This window comes from Vibrio pacinii DSM 19139 (assembly GCF_000711795.1).
Lineage (GTDB): Bacteria > Pseudomonadota > Gammaproteobacteria > Enterobacterales > Vibrionaceae > Vibrio > Vibrio pacinii.
The window spans coordinates 269,775-288,036 of record NZ_JONH01000001.1 but is presented as its reverse complement, the minus strand read 5'-3'; the positions used below and the strand labels follow the sequence as shown (position 1 = coordinate 288,036).

Sequence of the window (18,262 nt, the reverse complement as noted above, 5' to 3'; positions counted from 1 at the left end):
TAAGGAGAGGGCATGATATTTTCAACATTTCAATTCGTTATTACTACACTGCTTGCCATCGTATGTGCACGCGCTATCAGTATAAGTGCAGGTGATATTCCTGTCTTGGCTCTGATTATCCCTGCGTTATGGATTTTACCACAAGGCGGCGTCATCGGCCTGACGCTTCTCGCCGCCATGACTAGCTATGGTTTAACTTTACCTCATCAACCCTTCACGTTATCGGTTAGCTTATGGATTTTATTTCCTTTACTGATGGTGGCATTCTCAAAACGCAGTAGTATCACTGTAATTTTAACCAGCCTGCTGATTGTTAGCACGCTCTTGGTCGGGATCATGGTGACACAGTCAGCGGGCAAGTTAAGTGGTGAGCCGATAGTCACCATTATTCAAACCTTAGCCATTGCCGTTGTATGGTGGTCTGCCTCTCGCTGGCAACCTTCACGAAAACACAGTTGGTGGGCGTTAGGTTTAGTACTGCCACTTTGGATGGCTGATTTACCCTATGCGGCGTTAATTGCATTATGTGTAACGGGTATGATTGCCTCAATGGAAAGCTTGTCACGCCTGAAAACATTCCGCTGGAGTAAGTTATTGTGTTGGACCTTGCCTACGGTGGGGTTTGCAGCTTTGGTTGTGACGCCGGGTATTGAAGTGCCTAATCCGGTATTCGTGGTCTGGTTATGTTTGCTCGCGACCGCGTGGATGACCGATTACATCATACGCAGTGTTGAAGAGCAGCAGGACATTTAACTTATCAATAACAATGCCTATCATATTGGCTTGGCATATGAGTACTGTTGTGTCAGAATTGGCCGAATTTTGCGCGTTATTGAGTAAAGGAACACTGGCAGTAATAATACGCAGAAACAGGGCTAAATAATCATTCAAACAGGACGACAGTACGATGGCTCTTTTTTGGCGGACGATTGGGTTTCTTCTCTCCTTTATCCTGCTTCCTTGCTCTTACGCAAGCATGACTTACAAAGTAGGGATAGAGGCTGACGATATCGTCACGCGGATTCTGTTTGATGAGGTGGCTGAACATTTTGATCTGAATGTTGAGTACATCTACTATCCAAGTTTTGATGCGATCTTAAATGCAGTTGAACGTGGAGAAAGTGATTTTGCCGCTAACGTCACTTATACAGACCAACGTGCTACGCGCTTTGATTTTTCTAGCCCCACTAACATTGAATATACCTACCTATATAGTGTGACCGAAGCAACGCTTGACACAGCGCATGTTATTGGTGTGCCGAAAGGGACTATTTACGCCGATTTGGTTAAAGCTAATTTCCCCCATATTAAGCAAATAGAATATAGCGGTCATCAACAAGCCAGAGACTTGATTGAATCAAGAATGGTAGACGGTGTCATTGATGCCATAAACCAGCTTAAGCCGATGTTGATGGCAGGGTTTGATGCTCAGTTACTCAATCATCAACTGTCGATAAAGCCAGTTTCTATCATTGTGCCAAAGCACCAACATCAAGCGTTACTGACGAATATTGTTGAATACGTGCACAGTGCCGAAATGCAAAAAATGTTGCGTGAATCTGTTAAAGCGTATCAGTTTGAGATCCGGCAACAAGCGTTGAGACAGTCGGTCATCGACAGTGAGCTTAATATTAACCGTCAGTATCGAGTCAAACTGCATAATGTTGGTCAATATGCCGAGTATCAAAGTAATGGTGAGATTAAAGGCATTAGCGCCGATGTGGTTCTGCAAGCCTGTGACATTCTACTTCTCAACTGTGACATTGTAAGTACTGCCGACGAAACTTGGGAAAGTATGTACAGTGATCTAATTGAAAAGCGTATCGACATTCTTGGCCCAATCGTTATTTCTGAGCAGCGAAAAGCATTAATCGAGTTTAGTAACCCTTACTACTTCCCCAAAGCGATCATGATTAAGCGCGAAGGCTATAAGAATGGCGTGTACAGTAATGTGTCAGAATTGATCGTTGAACAGATTGGGGTGATGAAAGATGACTTTTTTGAAGCACTATTGTCGCAGCTATTACCTAATAAACAACTTAAGTCTTATTCCAGTACTGCGCAAATGTACAATGCGCTACTTAGCGGTGAAATCAGTTATATGGCGATCAGTCGCGCCAACTTCAATAAAATGATGCGTGAATCAGGCGACATCATTCCACTTGAAGAAGATGTGTCGATTGGTCACTTTTACCAGTCAAATATTGCGATTGGCTTTGCTAAAAACCGTGTTGGAGAAGCTTTGGCACCCCTGTTTAGTCGCGCGATAAAAATTATCGATATCGAGCAAATTATTGATAGGTACGATTATCATCCCAATTGGAAAGCAACCTTACAAGCGGAGCAGGCCTTCTCACGCCAACGCCAAATTCTATTTATGTTAGTGCTCGGGTTTTTGATTGTGGTCGCGATGTATTTACATAGTCAGTCCAATACTGATCCGCTGACGCGAATGAAAAATCGTCGCTCAATGCATCAAAAATACCGTAGTGGCGTGAACGCTGATGACACGGTGATCTATCTTGATGTGAATCGTTTCAAGCATATCAACGATACCTATGGCCATGAGATTGGTGACCAAGTGCTTAAAAGTGTTGCGACTTACATTGAGCGTGTGTGGCACGGACATAGCTTTAGGATCGGTGGCGATGAATTTATTTTAATTGGCAAAGTCAACCAAACTCGAGCCAATGACTTATCCAGCAAGCTACAGTTAATTCCTTTTGCTTCAGACGATGGTCAGCTTTGTTTCAATATCTCGATTGCGATAGGTGTTTCTATGCCGAGGGCCAGTTTTATGAGCTTGCAAGAAGTTTTGAATGAAGCGGATGAAGCGATGTATCGACATAAACAAGACTCAAGAGGGGAGCCGCTCGCGATGTCAGGTGATGAGAAAATCGTCCATTACCTACGATAACGGTTATTGACTAAGCAGTTGAATAGAAAAGGTAGACTTTATTGCTTTGAGGGCTTGAAATAGAGCCGAGTATGGCTGATAATCCCCACACTTCTTAGCCATGCTAAGAAAACAGAATCTATGGAGGCCCTGGTCCTCCCGCAACAATAACTCGTGAACTCGGTCAGGTCCGGAAGGAAGCAGCCGCAGCGAGTGACTTGTGTGCCGGGATGTGGCTGGGGCTTCCACCCATTTGAAAGCCCGCTTTTTAGCGGGCTTTTTCGTATTCTATTTTTACCACTGCTTTTCACCCAAGCTCCATTCCTGAGAATATATCTATCTCTTTTTATAGTGATAAATACGATAAAAAACCAAAGTCAAACAATATATCTGATTGATTTGTAACTATAATACTTCTGCGTTGTGATATTTGTTCAGGAAATGTTTTTCTTGAATTATACCTTGGTGATTATTTGTCCCATTTGTGGTAATTATTTGCCAAATTTCATCCATTTATGGGATGAATGTCTTATTAATTGTCAGTGGTTGTTGAGATGCAGTGGTTTGTGCCCACCAAGTGGTTTGTGTTCATTGGTATTTTTTTATGTTTCGGTCGGGTTAGTGATTCGCTGGCCAATACTCTCCCTACAGGTCCACTCGCGACCCAAGATATTGAAAATAAGCAGCAAAAACTGCTCGAGTCTTTGGAGAGTAGCAATCAATCACTAAAAAACCTTACCCCTTTGCAGCCTATACCTGGCTCCGAACCTGAACCTGAGGAAGGTTGCGCTCAGGTTGAAGCAATAACGTTTTCTGGGAATACCTTGTTTGACGGCATGGAACTACAGAAAGTCGCTGGGTTTAAACCTGGATGCCTGTCGCTCTCCGATATCAATGAATACCTGCGTCTGGTTTCGAATCATTATATGGAGGCCGGCTACGTGACCTCTCGAGCCTTCATGACCCCTCAAGATCTCTCCAGTGGAGTGCTAAACATTGTGATTTTAGAGGGAAAAGTGGAGAAGGTGCTTTGGAATGGTGAGTCGCTTCCATGGTTAGTGATGGCGTTCCCGAACATTGAAGACTCGGTATTAAACCTAAGAGCCATCGAGCAGGGGTTGGATCAGATCAACCGATTATCTCGCTATGACGCAAAGATCAAACTCTTGCCCTCCAAAAAGCAAGGTTACTCTGTGGTGGATCTTCAAACCCAAGAAGGTCGTTTAGGCTCTTTAAATTTTGGCTTAAGTAACAGCGGTCAAAAGTCGACAGGCGAGGATCAAATAACCATCAACGCCTCTGTAGAAAATCTATTCAAATGGCTGGATAAATGGACGCTCTCTGCCACTCAAAACGCGGCTTTTATCGATTCGAAACAATCAGATAGTCTATATCTTGGCGTCGATGTTCCAGTCGGTTATTGGAACCTAGGTTACAGAACATCTTATAGCACCTACAAAACCACCTTTTCCAACTCTGGTTTTAGCTTTGATTTTACCGGCAGAACCAATAGCCACTATTTGGACGCAAAGTGGTTGGTTTTCCGAGACGGAACCAGTAAATCGGCGTTAAAACTCACCGCAAGCCATCGCCGCGAAAAAAATTATATCCTCGGCACTTTAGTCGATGCGAGCTCACGAAATCTGTCTGCACTGACTCTTGCTTGGGAACACAGTATGCGACTAGGCGGCGGCTTCCTGACGGTGTCTCCAATGCTATCGCTAGGAACAGATTGGTTTGGTGGTGAAGAGAACCTGTCTAGCGATTCAAATATGGCGAAAGCCCAGTTTAGAAAGAGCACCCTGACAGGGAGCTATACCTATCCAGTGACACCTAACATGACTCTGACTTCAACGCTGTTTGGTCAGTGGACGAATAACACCTTATATGGCAGTGAGAGAGTCAGTATTGGCGGTCAGTATTCAGTGCGTGGCTTTAAAGGCACGTCGCTCTCTGGTGATGAGGGTTATTACTGGCGCAATGATGTGACGTACAGGCTAGGACAGTGGCCCTATATCGGGTTGGTTTCGGCACAACTAGGGCTTGATACCGGAAGTATTGCTAAAGACTCGTCAGATCAATACGAAGGCGGCTCGTTAATGGGCACCAGCCTCGCCTTAACAACCTCACAAAAACATCTATCGAGCTCTCTAATGCTAGGCGCGCCCATCACGGCGCCGTCTCGACTAAATAGCGACGACTTTGTTGTTTATTACCGCGTTGATATCAAAATATAAAAATAATCAGTTGGCTATATGAATAAATCCCTTACTCTAGGCAAAATCTGCCTCACCTATACTTTATGTGGTGTTATCAGCTTGCAACCTGTATTGGCAAACGTCAAGGTTGACGGTAGTTCAGGCAATACTAATGTCACTTCCGCAGGTAATGACGTTGAAGTCGTGAATATTGCAACGCCCAATAGCAAAGGTTTGTCTCACAACAAATATCAACAGTTCGACGTTGACCCTTCAGGGTTGATTTTGAACAACTCGACTGAAGCGTTGGCGCGCTCTCAGTTGGGAGGCATTTTACAGGGCAATAGCAACCTCAATGGCAAAGCGGCCGGCGTGATCCTAAACGAAGTCACCGGAGCCAACCGAAGCCAGCTCGAAGGGTATACCGAAGTCTTTGGACAACAAGCCAACGTTATTCTGGCCAACCCTTACGGTATTACTTGTGATGGGTGTGGCTTTATCAATACCCCACGCGTGACATTATCGACGGGGACACCAGAGCTTGATAATGGCTTAGTGAGTGGGTTTGATGTTGCTGAAGGGAGCGTGACCATTGAAGGGCTAGGATTAGATGCGACCAATCAAACCTATTTCGATATCATCAGTCGTACCGCGCAAATTAACGCAGACATTCATGCCAATGACTTAGCGATTATCACGGGTGTCAATCAAGTCGAATACCAAACCAACAAAACGACGTCTAAACAGCCAAGCTCCGGCACCGCTCCTGCACTAGCGATTGATTCATCGTCGCTCGGCGGCATGTACGCAGGTCGCATTTCATTGGTCGCCACCGAAGAAGGCGTTGGGGTTAATGTTGGTAACCTCTCGGCTTCGCAAGGTGATATTGTTCTGACGGCTGATGGAACAATTCAATTGTCGAATGCGGTTAGCCAGAAGTCAATGTCACTCACTAGTGGTGAAAGCATCTGGTTAGAACAGAATGTTATTGCCAAAAAAGATATTAATGTTAGTTCACAAGAAGCGATACACGTGTCAAATGCAACCGTTAAAGCAGGGGGTACTGGTGACGCGAGTGCTCGCTTTGTTGCAGATGCTAAAATTTTATCGGTGCAAGGCAGCGACGTTGTAGCTCAGGGAAACTTAGCTACACAGGTTTCAAACTTATCTGTAGATAGCAATAGTTCGTTTGGCGCACTTAATATTAACCTTGAGGGGATCGAGACGGTATCCGTATCCGGTGAAGTCGCATCTTCCAATGATTTGATTGTTAAAGGTGACGACATTTCTATTCAGGGTGAGGGGCTGTTGTTCGCAAAGAGTACTGATTTTGACGCGACAAATTTACACCTAGACTCTGAAGTTCGCACAAACACGTTCGTCGCAAACGTAGATAACGCCGTTAACTTGGATACCAATGCTGTGGTTAAGGCGAGTGATGGTTTTAAAAGTGATAGCCAGTCTTACCACCAAACTGGGAATATGCTTTCAAATGGCATTGTTGAAGTAAACGCTGAAACAGTCGAGCTTGGAGGAACTACTGAGGCACAAAGTGTACAGCTAACGGCGACGTTGCTGGTTCAAAACGGGCAAATGTTAGCAGATGGAAATGTTCAGATTGATTCGCAACGAGTAGAAATTGACGGAAAGGTATTTGCCAATAACTCTGTAGATATTGACAGCATAGATACCCATGTATCGGGAACAATAGAAGCGCAACATGATGCGATTATCACGAGTCAACAAGCCGTCAATGTTGGCAACGGCGCAAAGATAAAAGCGGTTAACAATATCCAGGTCGAGACTAGCTTGTTGCGAAATCAAGGAAGTGTTGCAGCAAATGAGGCTATCACCATCCGCACAGATAACTATGTGCACGATGGCAACATTCGTGGCGAAGCAGCTGTTAGCATTAACACCAATGAGCTGTCGATAGAAAATGATATCACGGTTGATGGGCCGTTAGACATCAGTGTTAACAGCGACCTTAGCTTGACCAAAAATATCCATTCCAACGATCGGTTGCAGATTAGTGCGAATCATCTAACAAACTCAGGTAACTTCTCATCTGATGGTTCTATTGCTCTCAATCTCTTGGGCTCTTTTGATAATTATGTTGATGGTATGGTTGTGGGTGATAGCGTGCAGATTGATGCCACTCATACGTCTAACTCAGGTGTGTTTCAGTCTTTAAATAATATGGGTTTGAATGCGAACTACTTGACCAATCTCGGCGGTATATATTCGTTTGGCGATATGGTTGCAGAGGTAAATGGGAATATTGCCAACTCAGGGGCGCTCTATTCAGAAGGTAGTCTGACTTTGCTCTCAGACTCCGTCATTAACTCAAACGAAATATTTGCAAAAGGCTCCATTCATGTGGCGAAAGACATGGCTGGTACCAAAAGTAGTAGCTTGCTTAATTCTTCTGGAGTTATTCAATCGCGCGAAGGAAACATCGAGATATCAACTGGAATACTTCGAAATGAAATGAAGTACATCGCAGAGAGCAAACAAGAGACCAAAGACTATCGCTCATCCATTCCATCAGATGGCTCTGAGAAGTTCGTCATCGACTACCTTTCTCCATTTGCGCCAGAGTATGAATACTATGAACAAGAGTATGGCGGCGGGGGAGGAGGTCGCGATAAGAAATCAAGAAAACATATCAGAATTACTGGTGAACGTGAACTTACGTTTAAAGCATACCAAACAATAAGTAGCCTTAATTATGATGGAAGAGCTAGCCAAATACTTGCTGGTAAATCTGTGCTCATTAACGCAAATGATGTGTTGAATAGAGCTAGCTTGATGCATGGACAAAACACAGTCATTACCGCAAATAAATTGACTAACAAAGGCTACAGTTCAACCAATGAGACTACGTATTTTGATTATGAGTTAAGTCGATATTCATCCCCTTGGTACTGGGACGTAAACAACCCCGAATTCGAATATTCACTAGTTAGAGCACGAAAAGAAAACAACGGCAGTGGTGATGTTTTAAATTCGACTATTTCGGCCAGTAATGATCTTGATATAAACGTAATTAGTAAGTTTGATAACTCAGTAATCGGTAAACAAACGTCACAATCACTACAGAACAAAACAAAAACGCCGCTTCTTATCAGTGTTGGTGAAAGTACTGGGGTCGTTGGCTTTCAAACCTATTCCCCCAACGGGGTTAACTTTTCCGATTACTTCTTGCCGAGCAATCCCAATGGTTTGTTCGTTTTTAGTGCTAAGCCTAATTCTAAGTATGTCATAGAGACCAACCCACTTCTTACCAATATGGATCAATACCTAGGCTCTGACTATTTTCAGCAGTCGGTCGGCTTTAATCCTGAAAGTGGCATTACCTTTTTAGGTGATGCTTTCTACGATACACGCATTATTACTCAAGCCATATTTGAGCACACAGGGCAACGTTATCTAAACAATCAAATAGGCAGTGATCTTAGCCAAATGCAGCAGTTAATTGATGCCGCAGCCGTGCAAAAATCATCGCTTAACTTACAGGTAGGCGTTGCCCTTTCGCAAGAGCAGATCGCTAAGTTGACCAATGACATTGTTTGGTATGAACCGATTTTTGTTGATGGGAAAAAGGTGTTAGCGCCTAAGCTTTATCTCGCTCAAGCAACAAACGAGCGATTTAGTTCAATCGCATCCATTGGCGCAGACAATCTTACAATTACGGCAAATGAACTACGTAATGATAAGGGGAGTTTAACGGGTGGGAATGTCGTATCGGTTGTCACAGATAAGAACATTACCAACTTAAGTGGGGTGATCAAAGGTGGGGAGGTATCTTTGGTCAGTAGTAGTGGGGACGTAATAAACAATACATTGACTGACTCCTTCTCTGTAGACAAGCACGGGAGCATCGTAAGCGAGAATGCTCAGAATGTTATTTACCACACAACAGATGTAGGGCCCAAAGCGACGATTTCGGCGACAGAGGGATTGAACCTGTCAGCAGGAGATAGCGTGAGAAGCTACGGTGGAGATGTTCGTTCTGAAAACGATTTAACTCTTTTCGCTAAAGACAGTATTGTTTTTGATACGGTGGAAGAAAAGCAGTATCAAATATACAAAACTAGATTTGGGCGCAATACAACACAAAGCAATAGCAACACTGGAAACAGGATGACATCAGGCGGAAACCTAACAATGATCGCAGGCCGAGATATTAATATCACGTCTAGCCAAATTGAATCGAGTGATGTTCTAAGCCTTACTGCGGGAAACGACGTTAACGTCAACACGGCGCTCAATAAACAATCAGATCATTCCTACCGCTCAAACTACACCGAAATCAATCGGAGTACTCAACATCAAGCTTCACTGATTGAGGGCAAGAGTGTTTCGATTAACGCAGACAACAACATTACTCTTTCAGGCAGCAAGGTCGCAGCAGACCAAACGGCTAGTCTTTCAGCCAAAGGCGATGTCAACATCCTCGCGGTTAACGACAGCCAATATCATTATGATAAAACCGTCTCTAAAAAGTCTTTTGGCCGCAGTAAAACCACCATCAATGAAACTTATAAAGAAACGGTCAAAGGCAGTTCAATTCAAGCGGGCGATCGCCTTACTATTAAAGCTCAAAACTTAGATGCAGCGATTACTGCTGGTGGTGAGAGTGATATCAACATCATCGGCTCTGAGCTGAATGCGGGTGGTGAAGTCGAGCTGTCGGCTGATGGCGACGTTAATTTCGCCGCCCAAACCTTCAAAGAGTTCGAACGCCACGAAACCATCAAGAAAGGCTTTGGTGGTTTAAGTGGTCGTAATAAAGGCTCTCTCGAAGATGCAACCTTGCTCAACAGCAGTTATGTCATCAACTCTGGAAACACAACAGTCACAGCCGGCCGTGATATCGGAGTGATTGCTAGCGAAGTTAGCAGTGGCGGCGATGTCAACCTCAATGCTGTTAATGACGTGCTTATCGCAGCGGGAGATGTCCTCAAGCAAGCCCAGCAGTGGGACGAAAAAACCTCTTTCCTTAGTGGCGGTAATCTATTTGAGATGGAGAAAAAACGCCAGGGAGAACAGACGTCTACGGCACAAGCAAGCCAAGTTCAATCTGGTGGAAACCTTACTGTAGAGGCGGGTTCAATTCAAGTGATTGGCTCGGCGCTTAATGCCAACAATAACGTTGATTTGGTTGCAGATACCAGTGACGTTGAAATTCTTGCCGCGAAAGAAACTACCCAGACCACGAGCAGTGAAGAGAAGCTGTCGATCCGATTGGGCGATGGTTTTCAGGGAGTGAGTGTTGAAGATGGCCAGCTTAAGATCTCGTTGGGTGACGCCTCTTACGACAAGGTGAAAGACAAAAGTGATGCACTCAACCACCAAGGCAGTCAGGTTGTCGCGGGTGATCATCTTACGATGGAAGCGGAATCGTCCATCTTGGTTGAAGGGTCCAATCTTGTCGCAGACAACAATCAAGACCAAATGGGGGATTTAACCCTAGCGGCCAAAGACAATGTCACCATCAAAGAGGCTGTCGATACGCTTAGCGAGCAGCGCGAAGAAATTCATGGTAAAGCGGAAGCGAGCTTAATTGTTCAGCATCAGGCTGTAGAAGTTGCTAAAGCAGCTATGGCGCTTAAACAGTCAACCAAAAAGCTTAAACAAGCAGAACAAGACTACAAACAATACAAGAAAGGCTTGGACTCTTTAGAGTCAACACTCGGCACGCTAGAGCAAGAGTACGCAGACAAAAAGCCAGGTGTCACTTTTGAAGATATTGAAGAGCTCAATGACTTAATCAGCGAAGTAAAAAGCGACGAAGCTTGGTACGTGGCAGGTGTGACGCTAGCGGCTGAAGATGTGGCTTCAAAAACCACACTCTTGGTTCAGCGAACAGCGGCAGCCGCTCAGAGTTCTGGAACGTATGGTTTTAATGCAGGCTTACACTTAGATATTGAAGCGAGTAAGACCAAGTCAAACTCTCAAGAAACAAAGTCGGTCGGCTCGCAATTGAGTGGTCAGAACGTCATTGTTCGTGCAGGGGAACAAGAAGGCGACCAAGCCAACATTAGCGGTTCGGTTGTAGCGGCGAACGACAGCCTAAAAATCGCCGCTAATGAGGTCAACATTACTTCCTCACAAGATACTCAAAACAGTAAATCAGAGACGCAGTCGGGCAAAATCGGCGCTTCAATGACGGTTTATGGCGCGTCTTCAGGCATTAACCTAAATGCCAGTTTTGATCGCAATCAAAGTACCTCATCTTCTGTTACCCATAACAACAGCCAGTTAAACGCAGACAACATAACCATTACGTCAAACCAAGAAACCAATATTAAAGGGGCGACCGTGGCGGCGAATGAAAGTTTGACTGTTGATGTTGGTGGTGATTTGAATGTTGCGTCTGTTCAAGACCGCCATAGTTCGAGTCAAAAAGGCTCGGGTATCAGTGGGGGCTTATCTCTTTCAGGGGGGAGTGACGCTGTACAGCTAACAGGAGGCAGCTCGGGTATCAATGCTTCCAATGGACGAACACGTACCAAACAAACGGTACTGACAAGCCTAAACTCCGGTGGTTCTGCAGACATTACGGTTGCAAACAATACCGATATGAAAGGGGCGCTGATAGCGACCACAGACGAGAATGGGCAAGATAACGGAAAGCTGAACCTGACTACGGGATCGCTCACTTTCGCAGACCTTTCGAACACCAGTTACAACCAAAATAGAAGCATGGGGTTAAACACGAGTGTCGGAGTAAATGACGGTGAACTGGATTCAACCAATAATTCAACGTCTGTTCAATACAAAAATACATCTGGTTATAGCAAATCCAAGACCCTAGCGACCATAGGACAAGGTCAGTTAACCATCGCGGACTCAGAAAACTCCGACGACACCTCACGCTTAAATCGCGACACCGAGCATACAGAAAAGGACCTGTTTACTGTTGACCGTAAGCAGGGGGATATAGATGTTACTGTTGATCACCGTCTGCTGACCGAAGGTGGGAGGGCGCAGATAAAAGAAGATGTTAAGCGGACACATTTGGCTGGGAACGCAATTGCTGATGTCGTCACTGATGAATCGGTTGAAGTATCAGACACCTTCGAACATATGGATGTACTGCAAAAAGAGTTAGACATCCAAAAGAAGATAGCGCTAGAAAGCCCTGAAGCTGCGCAGATATTGAATAACCTTGATTTAGCGAATGCTGAAGCTAAACAATATGCCACAAAGGTTTACATACAGGCCTATGCGGCTGTGATGGGCATTACTATTGATGAAGCACGGGTTGTGGCGATTAAAAGTGGCTCTAAAGGTAGTCATCTGGTTCAAAATGGAAAGACCACAGTCGAGTTGAATGATGCTGAGACCGCCAATGGTGCAGATGCTGCGAACACCATAGTACATGAAGGAACCCACGCTGCTATTAATCAAGGGCGAATTGGAGATAAAGGCAAGTTTGAAGAGCAGTATACGGGTCTAGTTGGTAACTATGCTGAGGATACCTTTAAGTTTGTTTTGGACAACTATGGGCTTGGTGAATATAAGTCTGGTGATGTAAACCAACATATTGGTAATGACAGTTCACCATTGGTCTGGTTAAACAATATCAACTCGGCGATAGAGCACAATACTCTAGGGGTGACTGTTGACAATCGGTTCTTGAGTAAGCGTGAATACGAATTGGCTAATACTCTAGCCTCCGAGAGCAATGGAAAATATACAGCGGAAGAAATTCGTAATGTAATGCGCCACACCAAAGCTCAGGAAAATGAAAAGTATGATGCAGGCGTATCACCTTACGTTGTAGATGCATCCAAAGTAAACGATAAGAGTTTCGTTGATAATAGTGATGGTAAGTTGATCGTAGGGCAAGACGGAACAGGAAAAGGTCATTACATCGTTCAGGATATGAGAGCTATCCCATTGAACGACTCGGCGAAACAATACCTATTGGATAAGGACTTAGGTTATAGCTTCTTTAAAATTCCAGAAACGAATAAAATTGTCATTGATTATCTTACCGGTAGACCAATTGATCCAGCGTCGGGAGCTTACATACGACCACAAACGGTAGATGGCAAAACATTCGCCGTAAGTTATTATCCATGTGCTACTGCTGGGTGCGTAGCTACCAATAGTAATATGGTGAAAAATGCTGCCAGCGATGCGTTTATAGATGCGACAAGTGCTAAGGCGCTAGATGATGCGGCAACAATGGCTACTTATGCAGCTTTGCCAGCTAGAGCAGGAACGGTCGTGTTTAAAACCATTGATTACGTGGGAATGGCAACATCAGTTGGAAGTGCTGTTTTAAAAGAACAAGTAGCAAAAGAAGCATTAGATTTTAGTACGACAAAGTTAGTCAATATTATGCTTCGAGACAATTTAGTACCTCTCAAAGCCGATAAGTTGCAATCGTACATATCTGCATCTGGAATACTTGATGATGTTAACAGGAGTATTCCTGAGGACAGCAAAATAAAGGTGTTTAAAGATGAATAAATTGATTTTAAAAATATTATGGCCTGATAAAGTTTTTAGTGAAATTTCCAAGTTGATGATTATATTAGCTTTAGTGGTAGTATGGTTTTCTTTTATATATTGGAAAATAGAGACTGTTGGCTATGTAACGCTTAAGCACTTTGTGTCTTTATATTGTATATTGATAACATTTTGCTTTTTATTTAATAAAACATTACCAATAGGTGTCGCTACACATGATTATGATACAGATAGCCATGGTTCACAGTTCATTAGATTTCTCATCTGTGTTTCGTCTTTAGCAGTCTATTATTATTGTACGATTGTATAAAAAGAAGAAAACGAGTGAACTAATGGGGTCAGGTCTTGCCTTTTGCTTTTTGAAGAGAATGGTCTAGCTTTTAGCTAGGCTATTTTTGTTTAGGGAAGAAAAGTGAGTAGACCACTACGGATAGAATATGCAGGTGCTTTGTATCATGTCACCTCACGAGGTAATGCCAGACAGCCGATTTATTTAGATGAGCAAGACTTTGCGTTGTTTATTGAAGTCTTAGATCAGGTGTGCGAACGATTCAACTGGGTCATACACAGCTATTGTTTGATGACTAATCACTATCACTTGTTGGTAGAAACGCCCGATGGCAACTTAAGCAAAGGGATGAGGCAACTGAATGGCGTATATACCCAAAAATTTAATCGCAAACACCAGCGTGTCGGGCACTTGTATCAAGGGAGATACAAAGCCATCTTGGTCGACAAAAACTCTTACTTGCTTGAAGTGGGGAGATATATAGTGTTAAACCCCGTTCGCGCTCATATGGTGGATTGCCCCTCGGAATATGAATGGAGCAGTTGGCCTTTTTTAATGGGCTCTAAAGAGGCACCAACTTGGCTTTCAGTTGAGCAAACACTGTTGTTATTTGGTAAGCAAAAGAAGTCCGCTAGGCTAAAGTACCAAGAGTTTGTTCTGTCTGGGATTGATAAACCGTTATGGGATAACTTGCGCCAACAAGTATTTTTGGGCAATGACGATTTTATTAGTGAGCGTCTGAATAAATCGAACATAGATGAAGGTGATATAAAAGAAATTCCAGCCAATCAAAGAAGACCAAAACCACTCCCCCTAGATCAATACTTAATGCGCTATGAGACACGCAATGAAGCTATAGAAGCTGCCTTTAGTAGTGGTGGGTACACCCAAAAGCAATTGGGTCAGTATTTTGGCTTGCACTATTCAAGAATCAGCCGGATAGTGTCAAAAGGCAAGACCTGACCCCGCGAGTGACCCTTAATATAGTTACTTTGCATTTGAAACAGTCATAATGGCCAATATTGTTAACAATGTTGACCGAAAATCTTTATTAAAGGTGTTAAATAGGGAGTTTGCTTGATGCGTAAATCAGATAAGAAGACCGAAAATCAAATTAGAGAAGTGTTAACCGAAGTTTGTGAAGATACGTTAAAAGGCTACGATGGTTTCCTTTGGGTGACTCATACGGTCAAATACTCTTCTTTTCCACAGAGCTTGAAAATTGTCTGTGTATTCGACACGAATCAAGATAGAGCAAACTTTTTAGTGGGAGAAGGGCCGCAGCATGTCTCAACAACTATCCAAAAGGCGTTTAATAAGGTTGGGGTCCAATTTAAGAACGTAGACAAGCAAATCAGTTACGATACTCAGCTCGATTAAATTCACCAATTGTTGTTGTGGCTATCAAACAGCGCAGCTACGCCTTGCTCAACTCGTCGCTGATGGTTTGCACAAACACAAGTATACCTTGAGGGTCATCGCCAAAGGCCTTTAGCATTGCAGAGCGACTTAACTCTTTTGAGTCAGTTTGAACTATCTATCGTTTGCATTGGATACCTGAGACTCTTCAAATTGCACCGAATCGTCAATTGCACGACAAAAGTTGTCAAAGTTATCCATTAACGCATCTTTGAAACTTTGTTCTTGCAGTGGCTTAGTTAACACTGCATTGGCCCCTGCCTGCAAAAAGTCTCGGTGCGGCTCGTCAAATACATCTGCGGTATACGCGAAAATGACCACATCGCTGTGTAACTTTTCTCGAATCAAGCGCGTGGCTTCGATACCGCTGATCTCTGGCATATGGTTGTCCATTAATACCAGATCGAAGGTTTTTTTCTCCAACATATCGATCGCGATTGTGCCGTTTTCAGCAAGCTCTACATGAAAACCAAACTTCTCACAGAAGCTCTTGGCCACAATACCGTTTACCCGGTTGTCGTCGACGATCAACACATCCAGGTCGGTTAAACACTCGACACTGTCGTGTTTGACAGAGTCGACGTCAGAGTTGCCCTTGACGGACTCCCACTTAACGGGCACGGTCACAGTGAATGTTGAACCATTCTCTTCGCTACTCTTAAGAAAGACTTGGCCATGCATTAAGCCAACCAGTCTACTCACAATGGCCAAGCCCAAGCCTGTTCCTCCAAATCGCCTAGTGGTAGAGGAGTCTGCTTGCTCAAATGAGTTAAAAATAAATGCTTGTTTATCTTCGGGAATACCGAGCCCGGTATCGATCACGGAGAGCACCAGATGGTTCATCGCGAAATTCAACTGAACATAAACCTTTACGCTGCCTTGTGAGGTAAACTTGACCGCGTTGCCAGTCAAGTTATACAGGATTTGGGTCAGTCTTGATTTATCTGCCCAAACCCTGACATCTGACGGGACATTATTGATGGTTTCTAAGTCGATTTTCTTGTCCGTGGTAAGTTGCGATAACGGCACGATCACAGGCTGTAACATCTGCTCGACATTAAACCATTCGGGCGAGATACCGAGTTTATTCTCTTCTATCTTCGAGTAGTCGAGTACATCATTTAGCAAAGAGAGTAGGTGCTGACCAGATTCTAATATGATGTTGGCGTGCTCTTGAATTTTAGGCTCTAAGGTTTCTTGCTGAATGATTTTCGCCAATCCAAGCACCCCATTCATCGGCGTTCGTATTTCATGACTCATTGTAGAAAGGAAATTGGCTTTGGCGCGCACGGCGGCTTCGGCTTTTTCTACATTTTGCGTCAATCGATTTGCTAATTCGACACTCTCCGAAATATCATGTTCTACGACAATAAACTCCTCCAGGCTTCGAGCATGATCGTAAATTGGTACGATAGAGATTTCGCTCCAGGTAGGAGGGTCGGACTGCTCGTCTCTGAGTAGTTTAATACGTTGGTATTGCTTCGTGTTGATGGCAGCGTGTAATTGTTCGATGGTTTGTTGTTGTTGCGGCCCAATGGTATCAATGTAGTTCTGGCTAACCAGTTCCTTGTGTGTGCGGTTCACACGCTGCTCAAATGCTCGGTTGACCCAGGTAATATTGAGGCGCTCGTCAGTGAACAGCACAGAATCTCGGATGTGTTTGGCAACTTGTGCAAGCAGTCGGTTTTCGGTTTCCTTTCCTAACAGTTGCTGCTGTGAAGTTTGCAACTCTTCCAACAGATCATTAAGTTGTTTCGCAATGCTGCCTAGCTCATCTGAGCTCACTACCTCACAACGCGCCGATAGGTCATTGCTTGCGGCTTTGGTGATGGTGTCATGGACAGATGCCACTTGTCTGTTGATAGTATTAAGTAGACGAACACTCACAAAGAAGGTGACTGAGACCACCACCACCACCACCAAAACCAGCAGCCATAAACTACGCTGGGCATCTGTTATCATACTTTGTGACAGGCTGAGCAACTTATTGATGTTTAGCAACTCCTCCTCGTGGAGAAGATCAATCCTGACCGTCGCGGCGTCAAACCAGTCTCTGGAATTTTTTTCCAAGCGCCCTGACAACGCGCTTTGTCGATACTGCTCGACCATCTGCGATGCCTGCGATAGCAGAATAATGTCGAAGCGGCGATTGGCATCAGGGCTTGCGTAGTTCTGAAATGTCGCGAAGTGGGTAGCTTGCTGGCTCAATAAGCTGAGGAAATGTTCGTATCTGCCCAAAGAAAACGCGCCTTGAGCGAAGGTATTACTTAACACTGCTCGCTCGATCCCTGCATGCTCTTTACCTTGCATAAAATACAGTAGGGCTGCCAACATTCGGTTTACCTGGGCATCACTTGATTGTTTCGCGGTAATCGTAGGTACCGTCAGTAGCAGACTATTAAGTTCGGTATAAAAGTCTAAGGTTTGCGTTAAAGATAGCTCGCGATTTAGCAACTGTTTGCGCACATTGACAATGGCTAAAGAGGCGACCTCAAACGATCTCAACGCCACGCCAATTTCTGGAAACTGACTAAACTCGCTGTCGCGATCGCTCACAAAGCGTTTTAGTACTGCTAATTTCTCATCAGTCAGACGATACTGGGACGCAAGGCGATCTTGAAACTCGCCCGTACTGGAGCCTAAAAAGCCTGCCGAAAGCCCACGCTCTTTTTGAATTTCGTGTATAAGATCACTGCTGGATGCGGTCAACTCAACCAGAGAAGCAACCGTTTCTGCATTGCGAATCGATTGTAAGACATCTTTAGAAACACTTGCTGCAAACAATAACACCACAACAACAACGTTCAGCACAATAAGAGATATTTTGGAGCGGATTGTTTTATACATTCATAAGTCACTGGAAAACCATCTACCCAAAAAGTATAGGGGAAAATTAGTACTTTACCTGTATGTCGAAGCTACTCCGACTGCCTCAAAAAAATAAGTTTAATCTCAAAAGGCGGCACAAAA

Annotated in this window: 7 protein-coding genes and 1 other RNA gene; 7 read left to right on the top strand and 1 reads right to left on the bottom strand. The window is 44.1% G+C overall.

The window, feature by feature from the left end; genetic code table 11:
• Window positions 1-12: 12 nt before the first annotated feature.
• From BS19_RS01190 to BS19_RS01160, 7 genes are all read left to right on the top strand, one after another.
• A complete protein-coding gene (locus tag BS19_RS01190; protein WP_038172825.1) occupies window positions 13-753 on the top strand; it encodes a VP0952 family biofilm-associated protein in 741 nt (246 codons plus the stop codon).
• A gap of 154 nt (window positions 754-907) precedes the next feature.
• Window positions 908-2,917 (top strand): GGDEF domain-containing protein, encoded by a 2,010-nt coding sequence (locus tag BS19_RS01185; protein ID WP_038172823.1) that lies wholly within the window; start codon window positions 908-910, stop codon window positions 2,915-2,917.
• Window positions 2,918-3,044: 127 nt separating this feature from the next.
• An RNA gene (gene ffs, locus BS19_RS19685) (signal recognition particle sRNA small type) lies at window positions 3,045-3,141 on the top strand.
• Between the two features lie 309 nt (window positions 3,142-3,450).
• Window positions 3,451-5,133: a ShlB/FhaC/HecB family hemolysin secretion/activation protein gene (locus BS19_RS01180; protein WP_051686468.1), complete on the top strand. Its 1,683-nt coding sequence runs from the start codon at window positions 3,451-3,453 to the stop codon at window positions 5,131-5,133.
• A gap of 18 nt (window positions 5,134-5,151) precedes the next feature.
• Window positions 5,152-13,584, top strand: a complete 8,433-nt coding sequence (locus BS19_RS01175; protein ID WP_051686467.1) for a two-partner secretion domain-containing protein — start codon at window positions 5,152-5,154, stop codon at window positions 13,582-13,584.
• Window positions 13,585-13,996: 412 nt separating this feature from the next.
• Window positions 13,997-14,836 (top strand): REP-associated tyrosine transposase, encoded by an 840-nt coding sequence (locus tag BS19_RS01165; protein ID WP_038172819.1) that lies wholly within the window; start codon window positions 13,997-13,999, stop codon window positions 14,834-14,836.
• 117 nt (window positions 14,837-14,953) lie between these two features.
• Window positions 14,954-15,253, top strand: coding sequence for a hypothetical protein (locus BS19_RS01160; RefSeq protein ID WP_038172817.1), 300 nt, complete (start codon window positions 14,954-14,956; stop codon window positions 15,251-15,253).
• 153 nt (window positions 15,254-15,406) lie between these two features.
• Here the strand turns inward: BS19_RS01160 and BS19_RS19585 are convergent, their stop codons facing one another.
• Window positions 15,407-18,139: a nitrate- and nitrite sensing domain-containing protein gene (locus BS19_RS19585; protein WP_051686466.1), complete on the bottom strand. Its 2,733-nt coding sequence runs from the start codon at window positions 18,137-18,139 to the stop codon at window positions 15,407-15,409.
• Window positions 18,140-18,262 lie beyond the last annotated feature (123 nt).

Excerpts from the sequence above, each read along its gene's own strand:
- BS19_RS01160 (WP_038172817.1), top strand. The coding sequence starts at position 14,954 with ATGCGTAAATCAGATAAGAAGACCGAAAATCAAATTAGAGAAGTGTTA.
- BS19_RS01175 (WP_051686467.1), top strand. The coding sequence starts at position 5,152 with ATGAATAAATCCCTTACTCTAGGCAAAATCTGCCTCACCTATACTTTA.
- BS19_RS01185 (WP_038172823.1), top strand. The coding sequence starts at position 908 with ATGGCTCTTTTTTGGCGGACGATTGGGTTTCTTCTCTCCTTTATCCTG.
- BS19_RS01190 (WP_038172825.1), top strand. The coding sequence starts at position 13 with ATGATATTTTCAACATTTCAATTCGTTATTACTACACTGCTTGCCATC.
- BS19_RS19585 (WP_051686466.1), bottom strand. The coding sequence starts at position 18,139 with ATGTATAAAACAATCCGCTCCAAAATATCTCTTATTGTGCTGAACGTT.
- BS19_RS01180 (WP_051686468.1), top strand. The coding sequence starts at position 3,451 with ATGCAGTGGTTTGTGCCCACCAAGTGGTTTGTGTTCATTGGTATTTTT.